The sequence below is a fragment of the Pseudomonas sp. QC2 genome (assembly GCF_002859085.1).
In the GTDB taxonomy this organism is placed as follows: Bacteria; Pseudomonadota; Gammaproteobacteria; order Pseudomonadales; family Pseudomonadaceae; genus Aquipseudomonas; species Aquipseudomonas petroselini.
In genome coordinates, this window is record NZ_PKKS01000007.1 from 49,188 (window position 1) to 75,075 (window position 25,888).

Genomic DNA, 25,888 nt, shown 5'->3' on the forward strand with positions numbered 1-25,888 from the left:
GGGTCAAATCGCCTCTAGTTCGCTCAAAAAGTCACGAAGATCATCAAAATCTTCCGCGCTGCCGGCGCGGAAGGTGGCGGCGGCCTGGACGTAGGCGCGCAGCGTTTCGGTCTGGAACACTTCCAGCAAGGGCACTTCCAGGCCCAGTTCGGCCTGGACCCGCGAGGTGATCTGGATCGCCAGCAGGGAATGGCCGCCCACTTCGAAGAAGTTGTCGTTCAGGCCCACCTGCGGCAGGCGCAGCACGTCGGCCCAGATCGCGGCGACCTGCTGCTCCAGCTCGGTTTCGGGGGCCACATAGGCCTGTTGCAACAGGCTCGCATCCGGTTCGGGCAAGCCCTTGCGGTCGAGTTTGCCGTTGGGGGTCAGCGGCATGTGCGCCAGGAACATGAAGTGCGTCGGCACCATGTAGTCCGGCAGGTGGGTTTTCAGCGCGCGGCGCAGGCTGTCGCGGAACTCGGCTTCATCGGCCAGGTGGGTGTCTGCCGGTACCACGTAGGCGACCAGTTGTTTGCCTGTCGGGCCTTCCTGGGCCACCACCACGGTTTCACCGACATTGTCCTGTTCGCGCAAACGCGCTTCGATCTCGCCCAGCTCAATACGGAAGCCACGGATTTTCACCTGATGGTCGACACGGCCGAGGTAATCCACCACGCCATCCGGGCGGCCACGGGTCAGGTCGCCGCTGCGATACACACGGCTGCCGGGCTTGCCGAACGGGTCCGGCACGAAGCGCTCGGCGGTCAGGGCCGGACGCTCCAGGTAACCCCGGGCCACGCCCTCGCCGCCCAGGTACAACTCACCGGCTACGCCGATGGGTTGCAGGTTGAGTTGCGCGTCCAGCACGTAGCCGCTGCGATTGCCCAGCAGTGTGCCGATCGGTGCGTAGACGGCACCGCACGGATCGCCCTTGCGCGCTTTCCACAGCAACGGCGTGACCACGGTTTCGGTCGGGCCGTAGCCGTTGAACAGGTAAGTCGGCTTGAGCGCGCGCCACGCCAAGTCATAGCTGGCCTGGGCCACGGCATCACCGCCGAAGCAGTACACACGAACCTTCGGAGGGTTACCGTCGCGTTCGGCATGTTCGGCCAGTTGCTGCAGGTACACCGGCGGGAACACCGCCATGGTCACGTGATGGCGATGCATCTGCTGGTAGGTGTATTCCGGCAGCCACAGGCTGTCATCGCGAATCAGCACGCTGGCACCGTTGATCAGCGGGTGCATCCAGCCTTCGTGGGAGCCATCGAAGGCGAACGACATGAAGTGCAGTTCGCAATCGGCCGGCGACGTTTCATAACGCTCGCCGGTGGCAATGATGTGCGCCACCAACGGGCCGTGGGACACCGCCACGCCTTTGGGCATGCCGGTGGAGCCGGAGGTATAGATCACGTAGGCGAGGTTGTCGCCGTCCAGTTTCACCTGCGGCGCCGTGTCGCTGAAGCCTGTCCATTCCTCGGTACGATCAATCGCCAGGCTATCAAGGCCGTCGGGGATCGGCAGTTGCTGCAAGGCACGGGTGTGGGTCAGTAGCAGCTGCGCGCGGCTGTCCTCCATCATGTACAGCAGGCGGTCACGCGGGTATTCGATGTCCAGCGGCACGTAGACACCACCGGCTTTCATCACCGCGAGGAACGCCACCATGATCTCGGCGCTGCGCGGCATGGCAATCGCCACGCGCACTTCGGGGCCGACGCCACGGGCGATCAATGCATGGGCCAGGCGGTTGGCCTGGCGGTCCAGCTCGCCATAGCTCAGGGTTTGTGCGTCGAATTTCACCGCAACTGCCTCCGGGTTTTCCCGGGCGCGGTCGGCGACTAATTCGTGGACCAGGCGCTTGGCCGAGAAGCCGGCGTCGGTCTGGTCCCACAGCTGAAGAATGTGTTGTTGCTCGTCCTGGCCCAGCAGGTTGAGTTGGCTGATGGGTTGCTGTTGGTCGGCGACCATCGCCTGCAACAGGTTCTGCCAGTGGCCGGCCATGCGTTCAATCGTGGCGGGCGCAAACAGGTCGGTGGCGTAGTTCAGGGAGGCACGCAGGGTCGCCTGGCTTTCCTCCACATCCAGTGCCAGGTCGAACTGGGCAACGCCTTCATCCCAGCTCAGCACCTCGACATCAAGTTCGGTGAGGCGCTGCAGGTGATTGGCTGCCGAGGTCACGCGATGGTTGAACAGCACCTGGAACAGCGGGCTCAGGCTCATGCTGCGCTCGGGTTGCAGGGCTTCTACCAGTTGCTCGAACGGCAGGTCCTGGTGGGCCTGGGCGTCCAGCGCCCGTTGCCGGGCCTGTTGCAGCAGTTGCACGACGCTCATCTGCCCGTGGATATCGGCCTTGAGTACCTGGGTGTTGACGAAGAAGCCGATCAGCCCCTCGGTTTCCAGGCGATTGCGGTTGGCAATCGGCACGCCGACGCGCACGTCTTCCTGGCCGCTGTAGCGGTGCAGCAACGCCTGGTAGGACGCCAGCAGCACCATCGGCAACGTCACACCGGCGCCTTGCGCCAAGCGGCGCAAACCGGCCAGGAGCTGCGGTGGCAACTCAATGCCCAGGCGTGCGCCACGGTGGCTTTGTACCGCGGGACGCAGGTAGTCGAACGGCAACTCCAGCACCGGCTGCACGCCACCCAACTGGGCCTGCCAGTACGCCAGTTGGCGGGCCTTCTCGCCGGCCTCCATCCAGTTGCGCTGCCACAGGGCGTAGTCGGCGTACTGGATCGGCAAGGCTGGCAAGTCTGGCATGTGGCCTTGGCTGAAGGCGGCGTACAGCTGCACCAGTTCCTCGACCATCAGTTGCATCGACCAGCCATCGGAGACGATGTGGTGCTGCACCAGCACCAGCACATGATCATCAGCCGCCAGGCGCAGCAGGTTGACCCGCAGCAGCGGCCCGCGCAGCAGCTCGAATGGCTGCGCGACCACCTCAGCGACCCGGGCCTTGAGGCTGGCTTCATCGGTGTCGGCCAAGTCGATTTCGATCAGGCCCGAGTCCTCAATCACCTGCACGGTAGCGGCGGCGTCCTGGCGCACATGGGTGCGCAGGCTTTCATGGCGCGCCAGCAAGGTATCGAAACTGCGTTGCAGCGCACCCAGGTCAAGCGGCCCTCGCAAACGCAAGGCGCTGGGGATGTGGTACGCGGTGCTGTGTGGGTCCAGTTGCCAGAGGAACCATTGGCGCTCCTGGGCGTAGGACAGCGGCAGCGGTTGGCGGCGGTCGGCCTTGAGCAAGGCCGGCGCAACCACGCCCTCCTCGCCCAGGGCCTGCACGAAGTCACCCAGCAGCGGGTGTTCGAACAGGGTCTTGAGCGCCACTTCCAGCGCCAGTGCCTGGCGAACCCGCGAGACCACCCGTGTGGCCAGCAGCGAATGCCCGCCCAGTTCGAAGAAGTGGTCATCGAGACCGACCTGCGGCAGGTCCAGCACGTCGGCCCAGATGGCCGCGACCTGCTGTTCACGCGGCGTCACGGGCGCCACATGACCTGTGCGCAACAGCGCCGCGTCCACCGCCGGCAATGCCTTGCGATCGAGCTTGCCATTGGGGGTCAGGGGCAGGCTGTCGAGGAACATCAGGTGCGCCGGCACCATGTAGTCCGGCAGGCGCTCGCGCAGGACCGCCTTGTAGACCTCCGGGGCGTCGGGCGCGGAACTGACCAGATAGGCGATCAAGCGGTCGTTGTCGGCCAGGACCACGGCTTCGCGTATACCGGCCTGCTCGCGCAGGCAGGCTTCGATTTCACCCAGTTCGATGCGGAACCCACGTACCTTGACCTGATGATCGACCCGGCCGATGTACTCCACCACACCGTCGGCGCGGTAGCGGGCCAGGTCGCCGGTGCGGTACAGGCGCTCGCCCGGCGCACCGTACGGGTTGGGCACAAAACGCTCGGCGGTCAGCGCCGGGCGCTCGTGGTAACCGCGCGCCAGGCCGACGCCACCGATCAGCAACTCACCGGCCGCGCCCACCGGGCTTGGGGTCAAGCCGGCATTGAGGATGAACAACGTGGTATTGGCGATGGGCCGCCCGACAAAAGGCTGGGCCTCGTGCAGACGATGGGCCGCCGACCAGATAGTGGTTTCCGTCGGGCCATAGAGGTTCCACAGCGGGCCTTGCAGGTCGAGCAGGCGCTGGGCCAGGTCCGACGGCAGTGCTTCGCCGCCGCACAGACTTTTGATACCGCGCAGCCGTTGGGCGCGCGGGCTTTCCAGCAGCATGCGCCAGGTCGACGGCGTGGCTTGCAGGACGTTGGCGGATTGGCTGTGCACCAGGTCGATGATGGCTTCGGGGTCGAGGGCCAGTTCCTGACCACTCAGCAGCACGGTGGCGCCGACCGTCAGCGGCACGTACAGCTCCAGGGCGAAGATGTCGAACGAGAAGGTGGTCAGCGACAACACGCGGGCGTCAGCACCGATGTCCAGGGTGCCAGCCATGCCGCAGGTGAAGCTGCACAGCGCCTGGTGGCGCACCATCACACCCTTGGGCTTGCCGGTGGAGCCGGAGGTGTAGATCACGTAGGCCAGGTGTTCCGGCGTGACGTTGACCTGCGGGTTGTGCTCGGCGGCGTTGTCATCCGCTTCGACCATCAGCACCTGCACACCCTGCGAGTGCGCCAGGCTGCCATCCAGGTGCGGCTGGGTCAGCAACACTCGCGCACGGCTGTCTTCAAGCATGAAGGCCAGGCGGTCCGCCGGGAATTGCGGGTCGAGCGGCACGTAGGCACCACCCGCCTTGAGGGTCGCCAACAGGCCGATCACCATGTCCAGCGAACGCTCGACATGCACCGCCACCAGTACGTCCGGCCCTACGCCCGCCGCGATCAGGCGATGGGCCAGGCGGTTGGCGCGACGGTTGAGTTCGCCGTAGCTGAGGGCCTGGCCATTGAACTGCAGCGCCAGCGCGTCCGGTTGTGCCAGGGCCTGGGCCTCGAACAGCCGGTGCACGCAACGCTCGCGGGGGTAATCAACCGACGTGTCATTCCAGGCCTCGACCATCTGTTGCCATTGCGGCGCGCTGAGCATCGCCAGCTCATCCACAGCCTGGGATGCATCGTGCACCACGGCGCGCAACAGGTTTTGCCAGTGCTCGGCCAGGCGCTCGACGGTCGTGGAGTCGAACAGGTCGGTGGCGTAGGTCAGGGACGCCCACAGGCCTTCGGCGGACTCTTCGGTTTCCAGGTTCAGGTCGAACTGGGTGCTGTGCCCGGCCCAATCCACCGCTTGCAAGTCCAGGCCCGGCAACTGCAGCGGGGCTGCACGCAGGCTGTCCTGGTGATTGAACATCACCTGGAACAGCGGGTTATGGCTGAGGCTGCGCTCCGGTTGCAGGGCTTCGACCAGTTGTTCGAACGGCAGGTCCTGATGCGCCTGGGCGTCCAGGGCCTGCTGCTTGACCTGGGCGAGCAATTGGTCGAAGGCCATCTGCCCGTGCACATCGGCTTGCAGCACCTGGGTGTTGACGAAGAAGCCCAGCAGACGCTCGGTTTCCAGGCGATTACGGTTGGCGATCGGTACGCCGACGCGGATCCGGGACTGGCCGCTGTAGCGATGCAGCAAGGTCTGGAACGACGCCAGCAGCACGACGAACAGGGTCACCTCCTGACGCTGGGCCAGGGCCTTGAGCTCAGCGACCAGCGCGTTGTCGAGCTGGACTTGGCGGCGTGCGCCACGATGGCTTTGCAGCGCCGGCCGCGGGTGATCCAGCGGCAGCTCAAGCACCGGATGCTCGGTGCCCAGACGGGTGCGCCAGTAATCGAGTTGGCGCTGTTTTTCACCAGCCGCCATCCAGTCACGTTGCCACTGGGCATAGTCGACGTACTGGATCGGCAGCGCAGGCAACGAGGACTGGCCCTGATAGAGCGCCACCAGCTCGTCGACCATGACTTGCATCGACCAGCCGTCGGAGATGATGTGGTGCTGGGTGATCACCAGCACATGGTGCTCGGCCTCGACCTCCAGCACGTTGACGCGCATCAGCGGGCCATTGACCAGGTCGAACGGGCGCTGGATTTCCTGCGCCACCGCGTGTTCGATCGCCGAGGCCGCGACCCGCTGGTGTTCGATCGGCATCGCCAGGCGCGGATGAATCACTTGCCAGGTGTGCTCGCCCTCTTCCACAAAGGTGGTGCGCAGCGGCTCATGGCGCTGCACCAGGGCCTGGAACGCCCGCTCCAGCGCCGCGACGTCCAAGCGGCCACGCAGATGCAGTGCACTCGGCACGTGGTAAGCCGCGCTGGTGGGGTCCAGTTGCCAGAGGAACCATTGGCGCTCCTGGGCGAACGACAGCGCCAGCGGCTGGTCCCGCGTCACCGCCACCAGCGGCAGCGCCAGGGCGGTCTGCAACCCGGCGCAAGCGGCTGCGAACGCTTCCAGCGTCGGTTGTTCGAACAGTGTGCGCAACGGCACTTCCAGCTTCAGGTCATGACGCACCCGCGAGACCACTTGGGTCGCCAGCAACGAATGGCCGCCACGTTCGAAGAAGTGGTCGTTGAGCCCCACCTGTTCCACTTGCAACACCGCTTGCCAGATGGCGGCCAATCGCGCCTGCAGGGGATTTTGCGGCGCCAGGTAGGCCTGTTGCGCTTGATTCAGGTCCGGCGCTGGCAGTGCGCGACGGTCAAGCTTGCCGTTGTTGTTCAACGGCAAGGCCTCGAGGATGACCCAGTGCCCCGGCACCATGTAGTCCGGCAGGGACTGGCGCAAGGTGGCCGCCAATGCTTGCGGGTCCAGCGTCTGCCCCGTGACGGGCACCACGTACGCCACCAATTGCGTGCCCGTCGCGCTCGATTGCGCGATGACCGCCGCTTCACGCAACGACGGCAAGGCTTGCAGGCTGGCTTCGATCTCGCCCATTTCCACGCGGAAACCGCGAATTTTCACTTGATGGTCGATACGCCCGACGTACTCCAGCGCACCCGCCTCGTTGTAACGGGCCAGGTCGCCACTGCGGTAGAGCCGTGCACCCGGCACGGCGGAGAACGGGTCCGGCAGGAAGCGCTCGGCGGTCAACGCCGGGCGGTCAAAATAGCGTTGCGCCAGGCCGCGCTCGGCGCCGATGCACAGCTCGCCGACGCCCTCGGTGGCCAGCAGCTCGAAACCACTGTCCAGCACATACAAGGCGCGGCCTGCGATGGCCCGACCAATCGGCACACCAAACGCATCGCTGGCGTCCGCCCACTGGCAGTCGTGCACGCTGGACACGACGGTGGCCTCGGTGGGCCCGTAGGTGTTGACCAGGCGCACGCCACCCAGGCCGGCGGCGTGCCAGGCGCGCAGACCTTCCACCGACATCGCCTCGCCCCCCACGTGGACCTGGCGCAGGTTGCCCAGGGTGCGTCGGTCGACGGCGCATTCCTTGGCGAGCAGATACCAGTACGCAGCCGGCAAGTCCGCCAGGGTCACGCCCTGCTCGACGATTTCGCGGGCCAGTTGCCCGGCATCCCACAGCTCATCGCCGCGCATGATCAACGCCGCGCCCACACACAGCGGCGGGTAGCATTGCTCGACGAAGCCGTCAAAGCTGAAGGTCGCGAATTGCAGCACGCGATCAGCAGCACTCAAGCGGCTGTAAGCCTCGGCGCTGTCGCAGAACTGGCTGAGGGCGGCATGGTCGATGGCCACCCCCTTGGGCAACCCGGTGGAGCCGGAGGTGTAGATCACATAGGCCAGGTCGGCAGCGGCAGCCTGGTTGGCTGGATGGGTCGACGGGTAGTCAGCCAACTCTGCACCGGCCGCGGTGAAGTCCAAACGCACCAGCCCTTGGGGCAGTGGCAGGTCGGCCAGCAGCCCGGTTTCGCTGAGCAGCAAGTCCAGGCGGCTGTCCGCCAGCATGTAGGCCAGGCGTTCGGTCGGATAGTTCGGGTCCAGCGGCACATAGGCGGCGCCACTTTTGAGCACCGCCAGCAGGCTGACGATCAACTGCGGGCCACGTCGCGCTGCCAGGCCGACGCGCTGGCCTGGGCCAACACCCAGCGCCAGCAGGCGATGGGCAAGACGGTTGGCGCGGTCGTTCAGCTGTGCGTAGCTCAGGCACGCGTCGCCCGCTTGTACCGCCAGCGCGTCGGGCGTGGCGGCCGCTTGGGCGGCGATACGTTCGTGCACGCGCAGCTGGCGCGGGGCGGCACCGGGCGCCCGGCTATGGGCGAGCACGTCGCGGCGAGTGGCGGCGTCGAGCAGGCGCAGGTTGCCAAGCGGTGCCTGCGCGTCTGCGAGCATCTGCACCAGCAGGTGATGCAGGTTGCCGCTCAGTCGAGCGACCTGTTGCGCGCTGAATCGGGCCTGGTCGTAGCCGAACTCCAGGCGCAGGCTGGCGCCCAACTCGATCCCCAGCGTCAGCGGATAGTGGGTCTGCTCATGGTTGTGCAGGCGGCCGAAGGTCAGGCCGGCGGGCGCACCTTGTTTCAAGGCTTCGGCCACCGGGAAGTTTTCGAACACCAGCAAGGTGTCGAACAGCGCAGTGCCCTGCTGCCCCGCCCAGCCCTGGATGTCGTAGAGCGGCACATGTTCGTGGTCGCGCAGGCTCAGGTTGAGGGCTTGCAGTTCGCTCAGCCAACCGGCCACCGACAACGCGGGCGAGGCCGCGCTGACAATCGGCAGCGTGTTGATGAACAGGCCCAGTTGCTGTTCGATCCCCGGCAACGGTGCCGAGCGCCCCGCCACCGTGGCACCAAAGGCCACGCAGTCCTGCCCGGTATAGCGCTGCAGCAACAGGCTCCAGGCGCCTTGAAGCACGGTGTTGAGGGTGACTTTGTGGCGGCGGGCAAACTCGCCGAGGGCACGCGTGAAGTCGTCGCCCAGCAGCACCTGATGCTCAGCCATGCCTTTGCCTTCGGCCGGCACACGCAGCGCCTGCGCCAGCAAGGTTGGCGTTTGCAACGGTGCCAGAGTGGCTTTCCAGAACGTCTCGCCCGAGGCTTGCTGTTGCAGCCAGCCCAGGTAATCGCGGAACTGCCCCAGCGGCGCCGGCACGGCGTGCCCGGCGTAATGAGCGATGACTTCACCGAGCAACTGGGCGTTACTCCAGCCGTCCATGAGGATGTGGTGGCTGGTGAAGATCAGGTGCCAGGCCGTACCGGCACCGCGTACCAGCATCAGGCGAAACAGCGGCGCTGCATTCAGTGCGAAACCTTTCTCGCGCTCGGCCACGGCGAGCGCATCGCAATCGGCGTCGATGTCTTCGATCACGTGCAACTGCACATCGACCTGGCGCTGGATCACCTGGTGCGCGCTGTCCAGGCCGAGCCAGTGGAAGCCGCTGCGCAGGATGTCATGGCGGTCCAGCGCGGCTTGCCAGGCACGGCCGAAAGCCAGCAGGTCCAAGCCTTCGATGTCCAGGCGCAACTGGTTGATGTATGCCTCGGCCTCAGGTGCATAGAGGGTGTGGAACAACATGCCCTGCTGCATCGGCGACAATGGGTAGAGATCGGCAATCGCCGGCCCGGCGATGGGCAAGCCATCCAGTTGCTGCTGGGTCAGGCGTGCCAGAGGGAAGTCCGAAGGCGTGACCTGCCCCGCCGGCGTGGCGCAACAGTGTTCGATCAGGGCCTGGAGTTCCGCCGTGTAGTCATCGGCCAGGCGCTGGACCGTCGCCACCTCGAACATCTCGCGACTGAACCCCCACTGCAAGGCCAGTTCACCGCCATACACCTGCCCTTCCACGGTCAGCCAGTTGGCCAGCGGCGCCTGCGAGTCCTGGGCCTGGCCACTGCCCTGGGTGGACGGGACGAACAGCGCCGACTCGTTGAACTGGCGGTCGAACTGGCCCAGGTAGTTGAAGGTGATGCGTGGCGCGGCCAAAGCCGACAACGCTTCGCGGGCGTCAGGGGTGCCGAGGTAGCGCAGCAGGCCGTAACCAATGCCTTTGTGCGGCACGGCGCGCAGTTGCTCCTTCACCGATTTGATCGCCGCCGACAGCTCGCCATCGGCATGCAGGCGCACGGGGAACAGGCTGGTGAACCAACCGACGGTGCGGCTCAGGTCAACCGTGTCGAACAGGTCTTCGCGGCCATGGCCTTCCAGTTGGATCAGCGCGGCGGGCTGCTCGCTCCAGCGGCTGATGACCCGCACCAACGCAGTCAGCAGCAGGTCGTTGACCTGGGTGCGGTAGGCCGCCGGGGCGTCTTGCAGCAGTTGCCGGGTGTGTTCGGCACTGAGGCGGACTTCGAGCGTGTTGCCCAGGTGATTTTGCAGGCCGCCCTGGGGGTTGTCGCACGGCAGATCGGCACTCGCGGTCTGCGCCTGCCAATACGGCAGTTGCTCGTCCAGCGTCTGCGCATGGCGCTGCAACTGCTGCGCCCACCGCTGGTAGGCGCTGGTCTTGGCCGGCAGCGCGACGTTGCGATAGGCCTGTTGCAGGTCTTCGAGCAGGATGCGCCACGACACGCCGTCCACCGCCAGGTGATGCACCACCAGCAGCAGGCGCTGGGTGCCGTCGGCCATCATGGCCAGGACCGCGCGCAGCAGCGGGCCCTGTTCGAGGTCGAGACTGCGTTGCGCCTCGTCGCACAGTGCGGCCAACTCGGCCTCGTCAGCGACGTGGGACTGCCACAACGAAGCGGTGGCAACCGGCTCGGCGTGAGCTTGCTGCCAACCGTCTGCCTGCTGCACAAAACGCAGACGCAGGGCATCGTGGTGGTTGATCAACCGGGTCAACGCGGCCTCAAGGCGCGCGGGCTCAAGGGGTTCACGCGGGGTCAGCAGCAACGACTGGTTCCAGTGCTGACGCGCCGGGATCGCCTGCTCGAAAAAGCTGTGTTGCACGGGCGTGAGGATCACTTCGCCGGTCACCGGTCCCTGATCGATAGCCGTCGCCTGCTCGAAGGTCGCTACCCGCGCCAGACTGCGCACGCTCTGGTACTGGAACAGGTCCCGTGGGCTGAGGCGAATGCCTGCCTGGCGGGCACGGCTGACCACCTGGATGGAGATGATCGAATCGCCGCCCAGTTCGAAAAAGTTGTCGTCCAGGCCGACCTGTTTCACACCCAGCACATCGCTCCAGATCGCCGCGACGGCTTTCTGCAGGTCATTTTCCGGAGCGACAAAGGCCTGCTGTGGCGCGGCATCCGGCAATGGCAGGGCCTTGCGGTCGAGCTTGCCGTTGGCGGTCACGGGCAGCTTGGCCAGGGGCACCATATGGCTGGGTACCATGTACTCGGGCAGGCTGCTGAGCAGCCAGGCTTTGAGGTCGACCGGCGCGGGGTCCTCCAGCACCAAGTACGCCACCAGTTGCTTGCCGCCCTGGACCAGCACCACGGCTTCGCGCACCGAGGGGTGTTGCATCAGACGTGTCTCGATCTCGCCCAGTTCGATACGCAGGCCACGCAGCTTGACCTGATGATCGAGGCGCCCCAGGTATTCGATCACCCCGTCGGCGCGCTGGCGTACGCGGTCGCCGGTGCGATACAGACGCGCGCCATCACCGAAGGGGCTCGGCACAAAACGCTCGGCAGTCAGGGCCGGGCGTCGATGGTAACTGCGCGCCAGGCCAGTGCCGCCCAGGTACAGCTCGCCGCTGACGCCGGCAGGCACCGGGTTGAGCTGGGCATCGAGCACATAAGTACCGAGGTTGGCGATGGGCCGGCCGATGGGCACGCTGTCGGCGCCTTCGTCGACGCAGGTCCAGTGGGTCACGTCGATGGCGGCCTCGGTTGGCCCATAGAGGTTGAACAGACCGGCCTGTGGCAACTTGGCGAACACCTGCAGCTGCGCATCCAGTGGCAAGGCTTCGCCGCTGCACACGATGCGCTTGAGGCTGGCGCAGGCCTGCACACCGGGCTCATGGATAAACGCCTGGAGCATCGACGGCACGAAGTGCAAGGTGGTGATGCCATGCTGCCCGATGGTCTCGATCAGCCGCGCCGGCTCACGGTGTTCACCGGGGGCCGCCACCACCAGGCGCGCGCCGGTCATCAGCGGCCAGAAGAACTCCCACACCGAGACGTCGAAGCTGAACGGGGTTTTCTGCAACACCGCATCACTGGCGTCCAGGCCATAGGCCTGCTGCATCCAGCACAGGCGGTTGACCAGTGCGCGATGGCTGTTGCCGGCGCCCTTGGGCTTGCCGGTGGAGCCGGAGGTGTAGATCACGTAAGCGAGGTTCAGCGCGTGCAGGCTGACCTTCGGCGCCTCAGTGCTGTGGCCATCGAGCCAGCTGGCGGGGCGGTCCAAAGCCATCACCTGGATGCCATCGACAGGCAGCAACGGCAACAAGCGTTGCTGGCTGAGCAGCAACTGGATGCCGCTGTCCTCGATCATGTAGGCCAGGCGTTCCTGCGGGTATTCGGGGTCGAGCGGGACATAGGCACCGCCCGCCTTGAGAATCGCCAGCAGGCCGACCACCATTTCGACGGAGCGCTCGACGCAGATCCCCACCAGCACGTCCGGGCCAACACCCTGCTCGCGCAAGGCGTGGGCCAGTTGGTTGGCGCGCGCGTCCAGTTGGGCGTAGGTCAGCGTGGTTGCACCGAACACCAGTGCCGGCGCACCAGGGGTGGCTTGCACCTGGTCTTCGATCAGGTGGTGAATGCCGCGCTCGGTCGGGTACACCTCGGCGGTCTGGTTCCACGCGTGGACCAGCAATTGCTGTTCATCTGCGGCCACCATCGGCAACTCGCCGATGCGCTGTTCACCCTCGGCGACCATCGCCTGCAACAGGCTGATCCAGTGCCCGGCCATGCGTGCGATGGTCGGCGCGTCGAACAGGTCATTGGCGTAGGTCAGCGCGGCGTGCAGGGTGCCGGATTTTTCATAGGTGTCGAGGGTCAGGTCGAACTGGGTGGTACGGCCTTGCCACTCCACCAGCGACAACTCCAGGCCGGAGGCGGTGCTGACGCCGGCAATGTCGGCCACCACCGGCTGGTGGTTGTACATGACCTGGAACAATGGCGTATGGCTCAGGCTGCGCTCGACCTTGAGCGCTTCCACCAGCCGCTCGAACGGCAACTCCTGATGGGCCTGGGCCCCCAGTGCGTGTTCCTTGATGCTTTGCAGCAGCTCAGTGATACGGGTTTGCCCGGTCAGCTCGGTGCGCAGGACTTGGGTGTTGACGAAAAAGCCGATCAGGCCTTCGACTTCCGTGCGGTTGCGGTTGGCGATCGGCACGCCGACGCGGATATCGCCCTGCCCGGTGTAACGATGCAGCAGCACGTTGAAGGCACCGAGCAACAGCATGAACAGGGTGACGTTGTGCTTTTGCGCACAGGTGCGCAATTGCGCGGCCAGCTGCGGGTCGATCGCAAAATCATGCCGCGTGCCCTGATAGCTGGGCATGGCCGGGCGTGGGCGGTCGGTGGGCAGCTCCAGCACCGGGTGCTCATCACCCAGGCGCGCCTGCCAGTACTCCAGCTGACGCGCCTGCTCGCCGGCTTCGAGCCAACGGCGCTGCCACAGGGCGTAGTCGCTGTACTGGATCGGCAACGCCGGCAATTGTGGGGCTTGGCTGCGCTCATGGGCGTCGTAGCAGCGGATGAACTCGTCGATCAGCACGTTCATCGACCAGCCGTCGGAGACGATGTGGTGCAGGGTCAGCAGCAACACGTGCTCCAGGGCGTCGAGCTTGAGCAGTTGCACGCGCAGCAGCGGACCGTTTTCCAGGTCGAACGGCAGCAGCGATTGACGGGTCGCAGCGGCGTTGACGGCCTCTTCACGCTCGCTGGGGGCCAGATGGCTCAGATCGAGTTGCTCGACGGTCAACGACGTGTCGGCCGCCACCTGCAACAGGCGTTCATCCGCCTGGCGCTGGAACACGGTGCGCAGGGTTTCGTGGCGCGCGACCAGGCTGGCAAACGCCTGCTCCAGCGCATCCAGGCTCAACGCGCCCTTTAGCCGCACGGCACCCGGCAGGTTGTAGGCCCCGCTGGCCGGGTCCAATTGCCAGAGAAACCACATGCGCTGCTGCGCGTAGGACAGCGCCTGGCGATCCTCCACTTGCACCCCTGCCGGAATCGGAAACCGGGAAAAGTCCACGCCTTCTTTCTGCAAGGCCTGCAGGAACAGTTGGCGCTTTTCCAGGGGCAACCCGATAAACCGGCGAGCAAGTTTCAAGGAGTCTTCAGCATTCATTTCTTGGAGTCCGGAGCAATAGGCAGGAAGCACAAAGGCACGTCGTCCCTATAAAACGAACCGGAGAGGGAAAAATTAGCGGGGGATGGGAGGCGCAGGGCGAGGTGTCATCAAGGGTTACATCAAACTCAGGAAGACCGCACAAAGTCGGGCTAGCATTGACGAACACCACTTTTTGCAACTACGTTTAGTTACACGCAGAGAGCGCCGTGTCCAAAAATGAAAAGCGGCTCGCCAAACTGCTCAATGAGCACATGGCATTTACCTGGCCCGAACTCGTCACGCTGCTGCGTCGACTGGGCTACACACAGATTGAAGGGGCTGGAAGCCGCGTCAAGTTCGACATCGGTGACCCCAGTGCAATGATCACCTTGCACAAGCCTCACCCTGGCAACGAACTGAAACACTACATTCGGCGCCAGATCATCGAGCAATTGAAATCAGGAGAACTGATTCAGTGAACAATCAACTGAAACACAAAGGCTACATCGGCTCTATCGAAGCCAGCCTCGAAGACAACTGCCTGTTCGGCAAGATTCTGTTCATCAAGGCGCTGGTGAGCTACGAAGCAAAAACCGTCGCAGAACTGGACGCCGCATTCCGGGAGGCGGTGGACGACTACCTCACTACGTGCCAGTCCCTGGGCCACACACCGGAGAAGCCTTGCAAGGGTTCGTTCAATGTCCGGGTCGGCCATGACCTGCACTTGGCGGCGGCCCTGGCGGCGACCCGCAAGAAAGTGACCCTTAATGACCTGACTCGCCAAGCCTTGAGCGATTTTCTGCAACACCACAGTGCAGACGCTTGCCCAGCGATAGGCTGATTATCCCAACCGCCGATACCCCAGTACCGCGGCCCCCAGCACCACCGCCCCGGCCACCAACGCGACCCAGAACCCGCTGGTGGCGCCAAAGTGGTCGATCATCCAACCGGAACTGGCGGCGCCGATGGCCACGCCGATGCTGAGGCCGGTGATCAGCCAAGTCATGCCTTCGGTCAGGCGGCTGGCGGGCACGATCCGCTCCACCAAGGCCATAGACACGATCAACGTGGGGGCGAAGAACAGCCCGGAGATAAAGATCGCCACCGCCAGCCCCGGAATGTTGCTCACCAGCAGCAACGGCAAGGTGGTCAACGCGGTGGCCACGCCGCAGAACAGGAACTGCCTGGGCAACGGCGCCTTGAGCTTCAGGGTACCGAACGCCAGCCCCGCCAGGCACGAACCGATGGCGTACACCGACAGCACTATGCTCGCCGCCGCCGGCTGGCCCTGATGCTGGGCAAAGGCGACGCTGACCACGTCCACCACGCCGACGATAACGCCCATGGCCAGCAGCAGGATCATCAGGATCAGCACCGAGGGCGATGCAATCAGCCAGCCGCCGTGATGCTCCTGATGTTCATGGACGGGAGGCTCGGTCTCACGTTGCAATACAAAGGTGGTGACGCCGATCGCCAGTAACAGCGCCGCCACCAAGGGCCCCGCCTCGGGGAACAGCACCACGCTCAAACCCACCGAAATGGGTGGCCCGATGATGAAGCACACCTCATCCAGCACCGACTCCAGGGCGAACGCGGTCTGCAATTTGGGCTGGCCACGGTACAACTCGGTCCAGCGCGCACGCACCATGGCCGACATGTTCGGCATGCAACCGGCCAAGGCGGCAAACAGGAACAACGTCCAGTTCGGTGCTTGCAAGCGGGTGCACAGCAACAACATCAACAAAGCCCCGCCGCCGATCAGCGCGGCAATCGGCAGCACCCGGCCCTGGCTGTAGCGGTCCACCAGCCGTGATACCTGGGGTGCGCAAAACGCCGTGGCCAGGGCAAACACCGCCGCCACCGAACCCGCCAGGCCGTAACCGCCGTGCACCTGGGCAAGCATGGTGATCAAGCCAATCCCCGTCATCGACACGGGCATGCGCGCCAGCATGCCTGCCAGTACAAAAGCCCGGGCGCCGGGGACCTGGAACAACTCGGCGTAAGGGTTTGCCATCCTGCTGGACCTCTTCCTGAATGCCTGCGACTTGCTATCTGCAATGACCGAGGCAAAATACATACGGTGCGTATGTGACAAATCATGCGTAACATACGCAACGTATGTCAATCGTTCACCTGCCCATTGTGAGACCTACCATGAGCCGAGCCCGTGCCGAAATGATCGAAGACACCCGCGCCCGGCTGATCGCCAGCGCGCGACAGGCCTTTGCCACCCAAGGCTACGCGAACACATCGATGGACGATTTTACCGCTCGCGCCGGCCTGACACGCGGCGCGTTGTACCATCACTTTGGTGACAAAAAAGGGCTGTTGGCCGCCGTGGTTGCCCAACTCGACAGTGAGATGGACACACACTTACAGCGCATCACAGATGAAGCAACTGATCCATGGGCCGGCTTTTGCGAACGTTGCCGCGCCTATTTGCGCATGGTTCAGGACGCCGAGATCCAGCGCATTGTGTTGCAGGATGCGCCGGCCGTACTGGGCGATACCGGCTCCCAGCTACAGTGTGTCGAGTCATTGCGCGAACGGCTGGAAGCCCTGATGCAAACCGGTGTCATCCGCCCCGCCCCAAGCACCGCGCTGGCGCAATTGATCAACGGCAGCCTGGTCAACACCGCCCTGTGGATCGCCCGGGATGAGCATCCGGGCGAGCGGCTGGAGCAAGGTTTGCAGGGCCTGGAGCTGTTGTTGCGTGGCCTCAGCCTTACACCAACCGCTTGATCTGCTTGTGTCGCCACACCAAGCGGTAATACGCAGTCTGCAACACCAGCATGGCCAGGTAGGTCACCGGAAACGCCATCCACACCCCTTCCAGGCCGAAGTGGGCGTTCAACAGGTAAGCCATTGGCAGTTCAACGCAGAGCACACAGAAAATCGAGATCACCACCGGCATCAGCACCACGCCGCTGGCGCGCATGATCCCGCCGATCACGGCCTGGAAGCCGAACACCAGGATGCTCCACAGCATGATATGCAGCAGGTGTTCGGCATTGACCCGCGCCGCGTCGTCGGTGATGAACAGGCCGAGCAACCAATGCGACAAGACATAACCCAGCACAATCAGGCCACCGGTAAGGCAGGTGTTGATCAACAGGCCGGTGCGCAGGATCGGGCCGATGCGCTCCAGACGCCCGGCGCCAATCGCCTGGGCGCCGAGGATCGACGCGGTGATGGCAATCGACAGCGCGGGGAACTGCACGTAGTTGACGATCTGCGTCACCGCGCCATAGGCCGCCGTGGCCTGGGAGCCGTGGCCGTTGACCAAGGCGAGGATGACCAGTTCCGACAGCGACAGCACCACCATCTGCAGGCCGGTGGGCAAGCCGATACGCAGGACTTTGCCAAGAATCACACGGTCCAGGCGCAAAGCCGCGAGCAGTTCGCGGTCTGGCGCCATCACATGGTTTTTATGCCGAAGGCGCAAGATCAAAAACAGCATGGCTAACGCGTTGCCCACCAGCCCGGCATACACCGCGCTCTGGATGCCCAAGGGTGGCAAGCCGACCCAGCCGCGAATCAGCGCCGGGGTCAGCAGCAGGCCGACCAGGGTCGAAACCATCAGCGCCAGCAATGGCGAGATCGTGTCGCTGACACCGCGCAGCAACTGGGTGTAGAGGATGAACACCAGCAGCAACGGCATGATCAGCATCATCTTCTGCGCATAGCCGACCGCATCGTCGAGGACATCAACCGGTGTGCCCAACGCCTGCAACGCCGGGCGCGCAAACAGGCTGCCCAACACTGCGGCAATCACACCCACCAGCGCGCCCAGGGTCAGGGTCGCGCCGGTGATAGCCTTGACCATTGCCGTTTCCTGGGCACCCCAGGCCTGGCCGATCAACACCGAGGCGCCCGCCCCCAGGCCAATCACCAGGGCGATGAAAAAAAACACGATGGGAAACATCCCCGACACCGCCGCCAGCGCTTGGGTGCCGAGCATTTGCCCGACATAGATACCGTTGAGGGTGCCGGAAAAACTTTGCAGGAAGTTGGACAGCACCATCGGTGCCAGAAAGATCAGGTAGATCTGCCACAGCGGGCGTTGCAAAGGGCTTTGCATGAAAAACGGGGCCTCGAAGAACTAAAGCGTCCGAGGGTTATACCGTAAGTGGATCCTATCTTCCTGTGCTTTCGGGTTCGACCACCAAACAGGCGTTGCGCACTGTCGCACTCAGGTGTCGGGCATTGCCTTGCAACAGGCATTCGGCAATCGCGGGTTCCAGTTCGACCCGCAAGCGCCTGGCCAGCGCCCTCGCGCCAAATCGCAGGTCGTGCTGGCGGCACAGCCAAGCCCGCGCCTGCGCGTCCAGCACCAACGAACGCTGCTGCACCGCCAGGCGCTGGTTGAGTTTGTCGAGTTCCACCGCCAGCAGCGCCTCCAGCCACTGCGCGTCAATGGGCTCGAACATCAGGATACGGTCGATCCGATTGAGAAACTCCGGTTCGAAATGCCCATGCAGCGCCTCTTCCAACACCTGTGCCTCACCCCGTACAAACACACGCAGCAGGCGTCGCCAGCCCTGGGTAAAACGCAGGCGATGCCGACGCGCCTGTTGCGCGCCGATGTTGCTGGTCATGAAGATCAGGCTGTTGCGAAAGTCCAACGTGCGCGTGCCGCCGGCTAAAGTCAGTTGACCATTTTCCAGTATGCCCAACAGGCTGCGTACCACCTCCTGGCTGGCCTTTTCCAGTTCATCGAACAGCACGATCCCCGGCCGGCTGTAGGTGCCCTGGATCAACTCGCTGTTGAACAGGCTGATGCCCTCCTTGCTGCCCACATACCCTGGCGGCGCGCCGGTCAGCGCGGCCGCGTAATGTTCCTGGGCCAGGGTGTGCATGTCGATGCGGCAGAAACCGTCGGCGCGACCGTGCAGCGCCTGGGCCAGCAGGCGCACGATTTCGGTCTTGCCGACACCGGTCGGCCCCATGAACAGGTTGACGCTGAGGGGGCGGTCACGCTCACTGATATCGGCCTTGACCACCTTGAGCAGGCCTTCCACCTGGGCCAGAGCCGCCTCCTGGCCGACGATCCGGCTGCGCAGCAGGGCCATCACCTGGGCCGGTTCAAAGGTAAAGCGCATGCCCTACCCCGCCGTCTGTTCTTTACCACCATGGGGCAAATTCCCCACCGGGCACTCCGCGACGCCTACCGTGCTGCGGGTGATTTTCTCCACGTTTTCCTGGGCTTTCTGCGCATCCAAGACCCAGGTGCGATAGAACTCGAACGGACAATCCGCCACGCCCTTGTCGCCATCGCCCGAGGCATGCATGCCGGTGTAGCCCCGATGCAGCAGCTTGAACAAATGGTTCTGCGACTGGTCATTGGCCCGCGCATCGCGGATCTGCGACACCGACAACTGCGCATACTGAATGCCCATCTCCTCCTCGCCGCACTCGCCCAGGGTGCGCCCATCAAAGCCGATGATCGCCGAGTGCCCGAAGTACGAGTACACCCCGTCGAACCCCGCTGCATTCGCCACCGCCACATAGCAGTTATTGGCCCAGGCCATGCTCTTGGACATCTGTACCTGCTGCTCCTTGGCCGGGTACATATAGCCCTGGCAACGCACGATCAGCTCGGCGCCCTTCATGGCGCAGTCACGCCAGATCTCCGGGTAGTTGCCGTCGTCGCAGATGATCAGGCTGATCTTCATGCCCTTGGGCCCGTCGCACACGTAGGTGCGGTCCCCCGGATACCAACCCTCGATCGGGCACCAGGGAATGCACTTGCGATAGCGCTGCACGATCTCGCCGAGGTTATTGATCAATACCAGGGTGTTATAGGGCGCCTTGTGCGGATGCGCTTCGTGGCGCTCGCCGGTCAGGGAGAACACGCCCCAGGTATTCGCCTGGCGGCAGGCCGCCGAGAAGATCGCGGTCTCCTCGCCGGGAATGCTCGCGGCGGTCGCCATCATCTCGTCATGGTCGTACATGATCCCCATGGTGCTGTATTCCGGGAACACCACCAGGTCCATGCCGGGCAGGCCCTGTTTCATGCCGATAATGATTTCGGCAATCTTGCTTGCGTTGTCGATGACCTCGGCCTTGCTGTGCAGGCGCGGCATCTTGTAGTTCACCACCGCTACACCGACGGTGTCCGGGCTGCTGGAAATGTCGCCATGGCGCATTACAACGCTCCTGTTCTAGTGACTGATCATCCACGGCCGTGGGCCGGTGCGGGTCTTGAGCCCCAAGGGATTGGCCTTGCTGGGCTCGACCTTCTTGCGGCTGCCGCAGCAACTGCAACCGGACGGGTGTTTGCGGCTGTCCTGGTATTCACCAAGGGTTTGCGGCGCGTTGGCGCTGCGCTCGTTGCCGGCGATGGCCCTGCGCTGGTTGGCCGACAGGGTTTGCAGCGCCGGAGCCGACACCCGCAACTGCCCGCCCGGCCCTGCGCAGTACGGGCATTGGCTGGGTTCATTACGCTGTGCAATCGGGCGCAACATCGTGAAAGTGCCGCAGGTGTCGCAGGCGTATTCGTAGGTCGGCATGGCTAGAGGTCCGGAGCGATGGGCAGGTCGATGCTGCCGTCGAGGAATTGAGTGGGGCCGCTGGCGTTGGGGTTGATGTCGAATTCGAAGATTTCCGTCGGCAGCCACAACGTGGCGCAGGCATTCGGGATGTCCACCACGCCGCTGATATGCCCTTGCACCGGTGCCGAGCCGAGCAGCGCATAACCCTGGGCCGGCGAGTAGCCGAACTTGGTCAGGTAGTTGATCGCATTCAGGCACGCCTGGCGGTAGGCGACATTGACGTCCAGGTAGTGCTGCTGGCCCTGTTCGTCCACCGAGATGCCTTCGAAGATCAAGTAATTCTTGTAGTTCGGGGTGATCGGGCTCGGCTTGAACACCGGGTTCTTGATCCCGTACTTGGCCATGCCTCCCTTGATCAGCTCGACCTTCATGTGCACCCAGCCAGCCATCTCGATCGCGCCGCAAAAGGTGATTTCGCCGTCGCCCTGGCTGAAGTGCAGATCGCCCACCGACAGCCCGGCGCCGTTGACGTACACCGGGAAGAAGATCTTCGAGCCCCGGGATAAATCCTTGATATCGCAGTTACCGCCATGCTCGCGCGGCGGCACTGTGCGTGCGCCGGTCGCTGCCGCATCGTCACGGGCCTGGCCGGTGAGTTTGCCCATGTGGGCAGTGGCGGCCAGCGGTGCGTTGGCCAGGGGCGGAACGCGAGTCGGGTTGGTGTCAATCAGCTCCTGCTCGCGACGATTCCAGTCGGCGAGCATCACCGGGTCGGGCAGGCAACCGATCAAGCCTGGGTGGATCAGCCCGGCAAAGTTCACCCCGGGAATGTGCCGCGAGCGGGTGAACATGCCTTTGAAATCCCAGATGGCTTTCTGCGCGCTGGGGAAGTGATCAGTAAGGAAACCACCGCCGTTCTGCCGCGAGAAGAACCCGTTGAAGCCCCACTGGGAATCGGCCTTGGCACCGATATCCAGCAAGTCCACCACCAGCAAATCCCCCGGCTCGGCGCCGTGTACACCCACCGGGCCCGACAGGTAGTGCACGGTCGACAGGTCGACATCGCGCACATCGCTGGCGTCGTCATTGTTCTTGATCGCGCCGGCGGTCCAATCGTAGGTTTCCAGGATGAAGTCATCGCCCGGCTTGACCCAACAGGCCATAGGGATATCCGGGTGCCAGCGGTTATGGATCTGCTCGTTCTCGGTGACAGGCTGGTTGAGGTCGACTTTGATCAGCGTTTCGGTCATGGACTGGCTCCTGGACGGATGACGGGGTGCGTGCGATCCAGTCTCGGGCGGCCAGGAAAAACGGGAAATACGTTGGATGACGTATAAACGACGGTGTCGCGGTTTTATTCCATCAATTCGCTCGATGACAGCTTAAGTATTTACTGATTGGACGCCAGGCCGGCAGGTCGTTAGATTCCACCGCGAAGATAGCTTTTAGCCATCACTCCTGACCCCTTGAATATCGAGCCTTTCATGAAAAACCCTGTGTCGTTGGCAATGCGTATCGGGCTGGGCTTCGCGTCCACCCTGTCGTTGCTGGTGCTGATCACTGCCGTCGGTATTCAACGCGTGGGTTTTATCGACAGTACGCTCAAGGATGTCGGTGAAAAAGCCGCCGTCGTCCAGCGCTACGCGATCAACTTCCGTGGCAGCGTGCACAACCGCGCCATCGCCATTCGCGATGCGGTACTGGTCAAGGATGAGCCGGCGCTCAACCGCCATCTGGCCGAGATCGATCAGCTCAAGCGCGATTACCAGGACTCTGCCGTGATGATGGACCGCCTGTTCGCCAACACCACCGCCAGCGCCGAGGAAACCCGTCTGCTGGGTGATATCAAAGCCATCGAGAGCCAGGCCCTGGCTTCCACCGAACGGGTGATCAACCTGCGTCGCAGCAATGACATCGCCGGCGCCCAAGACTTGCTGCTGGCCCAGGCCTCGGTCCACTACACCGAGTGGCTCAAACGCGTGAATGCGCTGATCGACTTCGAAGAAGCGCACATCAAGCAACGCCTGGATACCGTGCAATCGGCCGCCGGCAGCTTTGCCGTGCTGATGGTGCTGGCCAGCGCCGTCGCGATTATCTTGAGCGTGCTGGTGTCACTGCTGATTATCCGCAAGGTCAAGGCCACCCTTGGCGCAGAGCCGGAGGAAGTCGCCGAGGCGATCCGCCGCCTGGCCGATGGCGAGCTGAACCAGCGCATCAAAACCCGCTACCCCGACAGCGTGATGGGCATCCTGAAAAACGCCCTGGCACGCCTGAGCGACACCATCAGCGAAGTGCGCTCGGCAGCCCAGGCCCTGCGCCATTCCTCGGTCACCCTGCTGTCAGTGGCCAGCGATAACCGCCAGCAGATCAACCTGCAGACCAGCGAAGCCCAGCACGTGGCGGCCGCGATCACGCAAATGGCCGCCTCGGTCAGCGAGGTCTCGGGCTACGCTTCCGCCGCCTCCAAGGCGACTATCCTGGCCGACGCCGAAGTGGACAGCGGCCACCGCTTGGTGGGCGAAGTGACCGTGTCCATCGAAGAATTGGCGACGATCCTCGACCAGGCCACCCTTCGGGTCAACCAGGTGTCCAGCGACAGTGAAAACATCGAAACCGTGATCGAAGTGATCAACGCCATCGCCGCCCAGACCAACCTGTTGGCGCTGAACGCGGCGATTGAGGCCGCGCGTGCCGGTGAACATGGTCGAGGGTTTGCGTTGGTGGCCGATGAAGTGCGCTCCCTGGCGACGCGCACCCAGGAGTCCACCCAGGAAATCCGCGACATGATTGGCAAGCTGCAAAGCGGCACCCAGGACGCCGCCGACATCATGCAACGCAGCCGCAGCCTGGCCCAGGCCACCGTGACGCAGACCCGCGACTCCCAGTTGGCGCTGGGCAAGATCAGCCAGGAAGTCGGCGCGATCAATGCGATGAACGCGCAGATCGCCAGTGTTTCCGTGCAGCAAAGCGCGGCGGCTGAAGAGGTTGCACAGAACGTCACGCGCATCCACAGCTCCACCGTGCAATCGGCGGCGGGCTCCGAGCAGGTGGAAAATTCCAATCACGAACTGGCGGAGCTGGCGGATCGCTTGAGCACCAAGGTGGCGTTTTTCAACGTGGCCTAGTGTTTGTCGCGTTTCATCTGCATGGTCAGGGTGAAACGGTCGGCGGGGTAGACCGATTCCGATACGGCGATCAGCACGCCGGCCTCATCGCGGTACTGGCGAATAATGGTCAGCCCCAGCGCACCGCTCTGCGCCTTGAGGCTGGCGGCCAATTCGGACGATAACTGTACCGGGCGCACCTGCTGGTCGACCACTTCGATGTGCCGCGAGAAGGCCTTGCCGATCAGTGCCGCGATCAGTTCACCCGGGTGCTTGCGTGCTTCGGGAATCACCTCGGCAAAGGTCTGCTCGGCATACACGTCGGTCCAGCACAACGGCGCGTTGCCGGCGCCGGCATCGACCTTGATGCTCGACACGCAGAAGTAATGCCCGCCCGGCTCCAGCCCCAGGCGCCGGGCCAGGGCGATGTCGGCGACGAACTCGCGCACCGCCTGGATATCGCGGATATGGGTTTCGGCCACTTGCACGAGGTCGGCCACCGACGCCATCGCCTGGGAGTATCCCCCCTGGGGCGACGCCGCTTCGACGCGCGTGCCCACGCGCTTGCGCCGCGAGACCATGCCCTGCCCCTGCAACTGGTCAATGGCCGCGCGCACGGTGTGTCGGCTCACCGCATACAGCGAGCAGAGTTCGAACTCAGTCGGCAACAACGAACCCACCGGGTAATGGCCGCTGCCAATCCGGTCGATCAAATCCTTGGCAACCGCCGCATAACGCCTCTGGCTCACGCTTTCCATTTTTACCCTCGTTATCGAGTTGACAGTGTATCAGCACAGGCGCAATCATAATGTACGGACATATTAAATATGTATGGTTTAAAAATAACAATTAGGATTTTCCCATGTCGAGTACCGTTTTTGATTCCGCCCTGTTCCGCGACATGTTCGGCACCGCCGAAATGCGCGGCGTGTTCTCCGATAAAGCCCTGATCGAACGCTACATCGAAGTGGAAGTGGCCCTGGCCCGCGCCGAAGCACGTTGCGGCGTGATCCCGGCCGACGCGGCCGAGCAGATAGCCGCGCTGTCGCAGTACGAAGCCCTGGACCTGGCGCTGATGCAGCACGAAACGGAGATCGTCGGTTACCCGATCCTGCCGCTGGTTGAGCAACTGTCGACGATCTGTGGTGAAGCGGGCCGCTACGTGCATTGGGGCGCCACCACGCAGGACATCATGGACACCGCCGTGGTCCTGCAAGTACGCGCCGCACTGGCCATCGTCGAGCGCGATATCCAGACCGTGCGCGGGCTGCTCGCCGGCCTGGCCGAGCGTTATCGCGACACCCCCATGGCCGGTCGCACGCACTTGCAGCACGCGCTGCCGATCACCTTCGGCTACAAGTGCGCGGTGTGGCTGAGCATGTTCGACCGCCACGCCGAGCGCTTGGTGGAACTGCGCCCACGCGTCGAAATCGGCCAGTTCGCCGGGGCTGCGGGCACCCTCGCTTCCCTCGGCGACAAAGGCCTGGAAGTCCAGGAAGCGTTGATGAGCGAACTCGGCCTGGGCGTACCGCAGGCCACCTGGCACGTGGCCCGCGACGGGCTGGCCGAGACCCTGAACTTCCTCGGGCTGGTCACCGGTTCCCTGGGCAAGATCGCACTCGACATCATGATGATGATGACCAGCGAGCTGGGCGAAGTGTACGAGCCGTTCGTCAAGGGCCGTGGCGCCAGCAGCACCATGCCGCAAAAGCGCAACCCGATTTCCTGCGAGCTGATGTACGCCGCCGCCAAGGGCGTGCGCCAACACGCCGGGCTGATGCTCGACGCGATGATCCAGGACTTCGAACGCTCCACCGGGCCGTGGCAGGCAGAGTGGATCGCCATTCCCGAAGCCTTCGCCCTCAGCGCCGCGTCCCTCGGCCAGGCGACCTTTATGCTCGCCGGCCTGGAGGTGCGCCCCGAGCGCATGCGCAAGAACCTCGACATGACCCAGGGCCTGATCGTCGCCGAGGCCGTGATGATGGGCCTCGCCCCGGCCCTCGGCCGCCAGGTGGCCCATGACGTGGTGTATGCCGCGTGCCGCATGGCCAACGACCAGGGCACCAGCTTGCTCGACGCCCTGCTCGCCCAGGGTGAAGCCACCGCGCAACTGGACCTGGCCGAACTGCAACGCCTGACCGACCCGGCCAACTACCTGGGGCTCGCGCCGCAGATGGTGGACATCGCGCTGGCGCGCCCCGGCTCAGTCAAACGCTGAGTTGGCCAGGCTTTTGTCGTGAGCGAACTTGCCTCGCGCGGGGCAAG

13 protein-coding genes and 1 pseudogene are annotated in these 25,888 nt (G+C 64.2%); 6 read left to right on the forward strand and 8 right to left on the reverse strand.

Features of this window, described 5'->3' with window-relative positions; all coding sequences use genetic code 11:
- Positions 1–3: 3 nt before the first annotated feature.
- Positions 4–14,043, reverse strand: a complete 14,040-nt coding sequence (locus tag QCBJ_RS06530) for a non-ribosomal peptide synthase/polyketide synthase (RefSeq protein WP_102060354.1) — start codon at positions 14,041–14,043, stop codon at positions 4–6.
- Between the two features lie 209 nt (positions 14,044–14,252).
- Here QCBJ_RS06530 and QCBJ_RS06535 point away from each other — a divergent pair, with 209 nt between their 5' ends.
- Together QCBJ_RS06535 and QCBJ_RS06540 are read left to right on the forward strand one after the other, a co-directional pair.
- Complete coding sequence (locus QCBJ_RS06535) at positions 14,253–14,504, forward strand: type II toxin-antitoxin system HicA family toxin (RefSeq protein ID WP_012723746.1); 252 nt, start codon at positions 14,253–14,255, stop codon at positions 14,502–14,504.
- Complete coding sequence (locus QCBJ_RS06540; RefSeq protein WP_012723745.1) at positions 14,501–14,866, forward strand: type II toxin-antitoxin system HicB family antitoxin; 366 nt, start codon at positions 14,501–14,503, stop codon at positions 14,864–14,866. Before QCBJ_RS06535 ends, QCBJ_RS06540 begins: the two co-directional genes overlap by 4 nt.
- On the opposite strand, the gene QCBJ_RS06545 is transcribed toward QCBJ_RS06540, so the two are convergent.
- Positions 14,867–16,039, reverse strand: a complete 1,173-nt coding sequence (locus QCBJ_RS06545; RefSeq protein ID WP_046036256.1) for an MFS transporter — start codon at positions 16,037–16,039, stop codon at positions 14,867–14,869.
- A gap of 140 nt (positions 16,040–16,179) precedes the next feature.
- Between QCBJ_RS06545 and QCBJ_RS06550 the strand changes: the two genes are divergently transcribed.
- Positions 16,180–16,767: a TetR/AcrR family transcriptional regulator gene (locus tag QCBJ_RS06550; RefSeq protein WP_102060355.1), complete on the forward strand. Its 588-nt coding sequence runs from the start codon at positions 16,180–16,182 to the stop codon at positions 16,765–16,767.
- Here QCBJ_RS06550 and QCBJ_RS06555 read toward each other — a convergent pair.
- The 5 genes from QCBJ_RS06555 to fmdA are packed head-to-tail and all read right to left on the reverse strand — an operon-like array spanning position 16,751 to position 21,769.
- On the reverse strand, positions 16,751–18,106 hold the full coding sequence (locus QCBJ_RS06555) for an MATE family efflux transporter (protein ID WP_012723742.1): 1,356 nt from the start codon (positions 18,104–18,106) through the stop codon (positions 16,751–16,753). The genes QCBJ_RS06550 and QCBJ_RS06555 overlap by 17 nt on opposite strands.
- A gap of 55 nt (positions 18,107–18,161) precedes the next feature.
- Entirely contained in the window at positions 18,162–19,127 is a 966-nt protein-coding gene (locus QCBJ_RS06560; RefSeq protein WP_012723741.1) for an AAA family ATPase, read from the reverse strand.
- 3 nt (positions 19,128–19,130) lie between these two features.
- Positions 19,131–20,174 (reverse strand): aliphatic amidase, encoded by a 1,044-nt coding sequence (locus QCBJ_RS06565; RefSeq protein ID WP_046036255.1) that lies wholly within the window; start codon positions 20,172–20,174, stop codon positions 19,131–19,133.
- Positions 20,175–20,189: 15 nt separating this feature from the next.
- On the reverse strand, positions 20,190–20,537 hold the full coding sequence (locus tag QCBJ_RS06570) for a zinc ribbon domain-containing protein (RefSeq protein ID WP_093546270.1): 348 nt from the start codon (positions 20,535–20,537) through the stop codon (positions 20,190–20,192).
- A gap of 2 nt (positions 20,538–20,539) precedes the next feature.
- The gene (gene fmdA, locus QCBJ_RS06575) at positions 20,540–21,769 is read right to left on the reverse strand and encodes a formamidase (protein ID WP_010211069.1); all 1,230 of its coding nucleotides are present in this window, start codon (positions 21,767–21,769) and stop codon (positions 20,540–20,542) included.
- Positions 21,770–22,027: 258 nt separating this feature from the next.
- Here fmdA and QCBJ_RS30625 point away from each other — a divergent pair.
- Positions 22,028–22,516 (forward strand): annotated as a pseudogene (locus QCBJ_RS30625) (MCP four helix bundle domain-containing protein); the annotation flags it as partial.
- A 420-nt stretch (positions 22,517–22,936) separates the two neighbouring features.
- Positions 22,937–23,644 carry a methyl-accepting chemotaxis protein gene (locus QCBJ_RS30630; protein ID WP_371916654.1) on the forward strand — a complete coding sequence of 236 codons (708 nt, stop codon included), beginning with the start codon at positions 22,937–22,939 and terminating at the stop codon, positions 23,642–23,644.
- On the opposite strand, the gene QCBJ_RS06585 is transcribed toward QCBJ_RS30630, so the two are convergent.
- A complete protein-coding gene (locus QCBJ_RS06585; protein WP_177410646.1) occupies positions 23,641–24,372 on the reverse strand; it encodes a GntR family transcriptional regulator in 732 nt (243 codons plus the stop codon). The genes QCBJ_RS30630 and QCBJ_RS06585 overlap by 4 nt on opposite strands.
- Positions 24,373–24,485: 113 nt before the next feature.
- Between QCBJ_RS06585 and QCBJ_RS06590 the strand changes: the two genes are divergently transcribed.
- On the forward strand, positions 24,486–25,841 hold the full coding sequence (locus tag QCBJ_RS06590; RefSeq protein WP_093546262.1) for an adenylosuccinate lyase family protein: 1,356 nt from the start codon (positions 24,486–24,488) through the stop codon (positions 25,839–25,841).
- Positions 25,842–25,888: the final 47 nt, after the last annotated feature.

Coding starts and splice junctions, on each gene's coding strand:
- QCBJ_RS06565 (WP_046036255.1), bottom strand. CDS start 20,174: ATGCGCCATGGCGACATTTCCAGCAGCCCGGACACCGTCGGTGTAGCG.
- QCBJ_RS06570 (WP_093546270.1), bottom strand. CDS start 20,537: ATGCCGACCTACGAATACGCCTGCGACACCTGCGGCACTTTCACGATG.
- QCBJ_RS06550 (WP_102060355.1), top strand. CDS start 16,180: ATGAGCCGAGCCCGTGCCGAAATGATCGAAGACACCCGCGCCCGGCTG.
- QCBJ_RS06555 (WP_012723742.1), bottom strand. CDS start 18,106: ATGCAAAGCCCTTTGCAACGCCCGCTGTGGCAGATCTACCTGATCTTT.
- QCBJ_RS06590 (WP_093546262.1), top strand. CDS start 24,486: ATGTCGAGTACCGTTTTTGATTCCGCCCTGTTCCGCGACATGTTCGGC.
- fmdA (WP_010211069.1), bottom strand. CDS start 21,769: ATGACCGAAACGCTGATCAAAGTCGACCTCAACCAGCCTGTCACCGAG.
- QCBJ_RS06545 (WP_046036256.1), bottom strand. CDS start 16,039: ATGGCAAACCCTTACGCCGAGTTGTTCCAGGTCCCCGGCGCCCGGGCT.
- QCBJ_RS06530 (WP_102060354.1), bottom strand. CDS start 14,043: ATGAATGCTGAAGACTCCTTGAAACTTGCTCGCCGGTTTATCGGGTTG.
- QCBJ_RS06560 (WP_012723741.1), bottom strand. CDS start 19,127: ATGCGCTTTACCTTTGAACCGGCCCAGGTGATGGCCCTGCTGCGCAGC.
- QCBJ_RS30630 (WP_371916654.1), top strand. CDS start 22,937: ATGGCCGCCTCGGTCAGCGAGGTCTCGGGCTACGCTTCCGCCGCCTCC.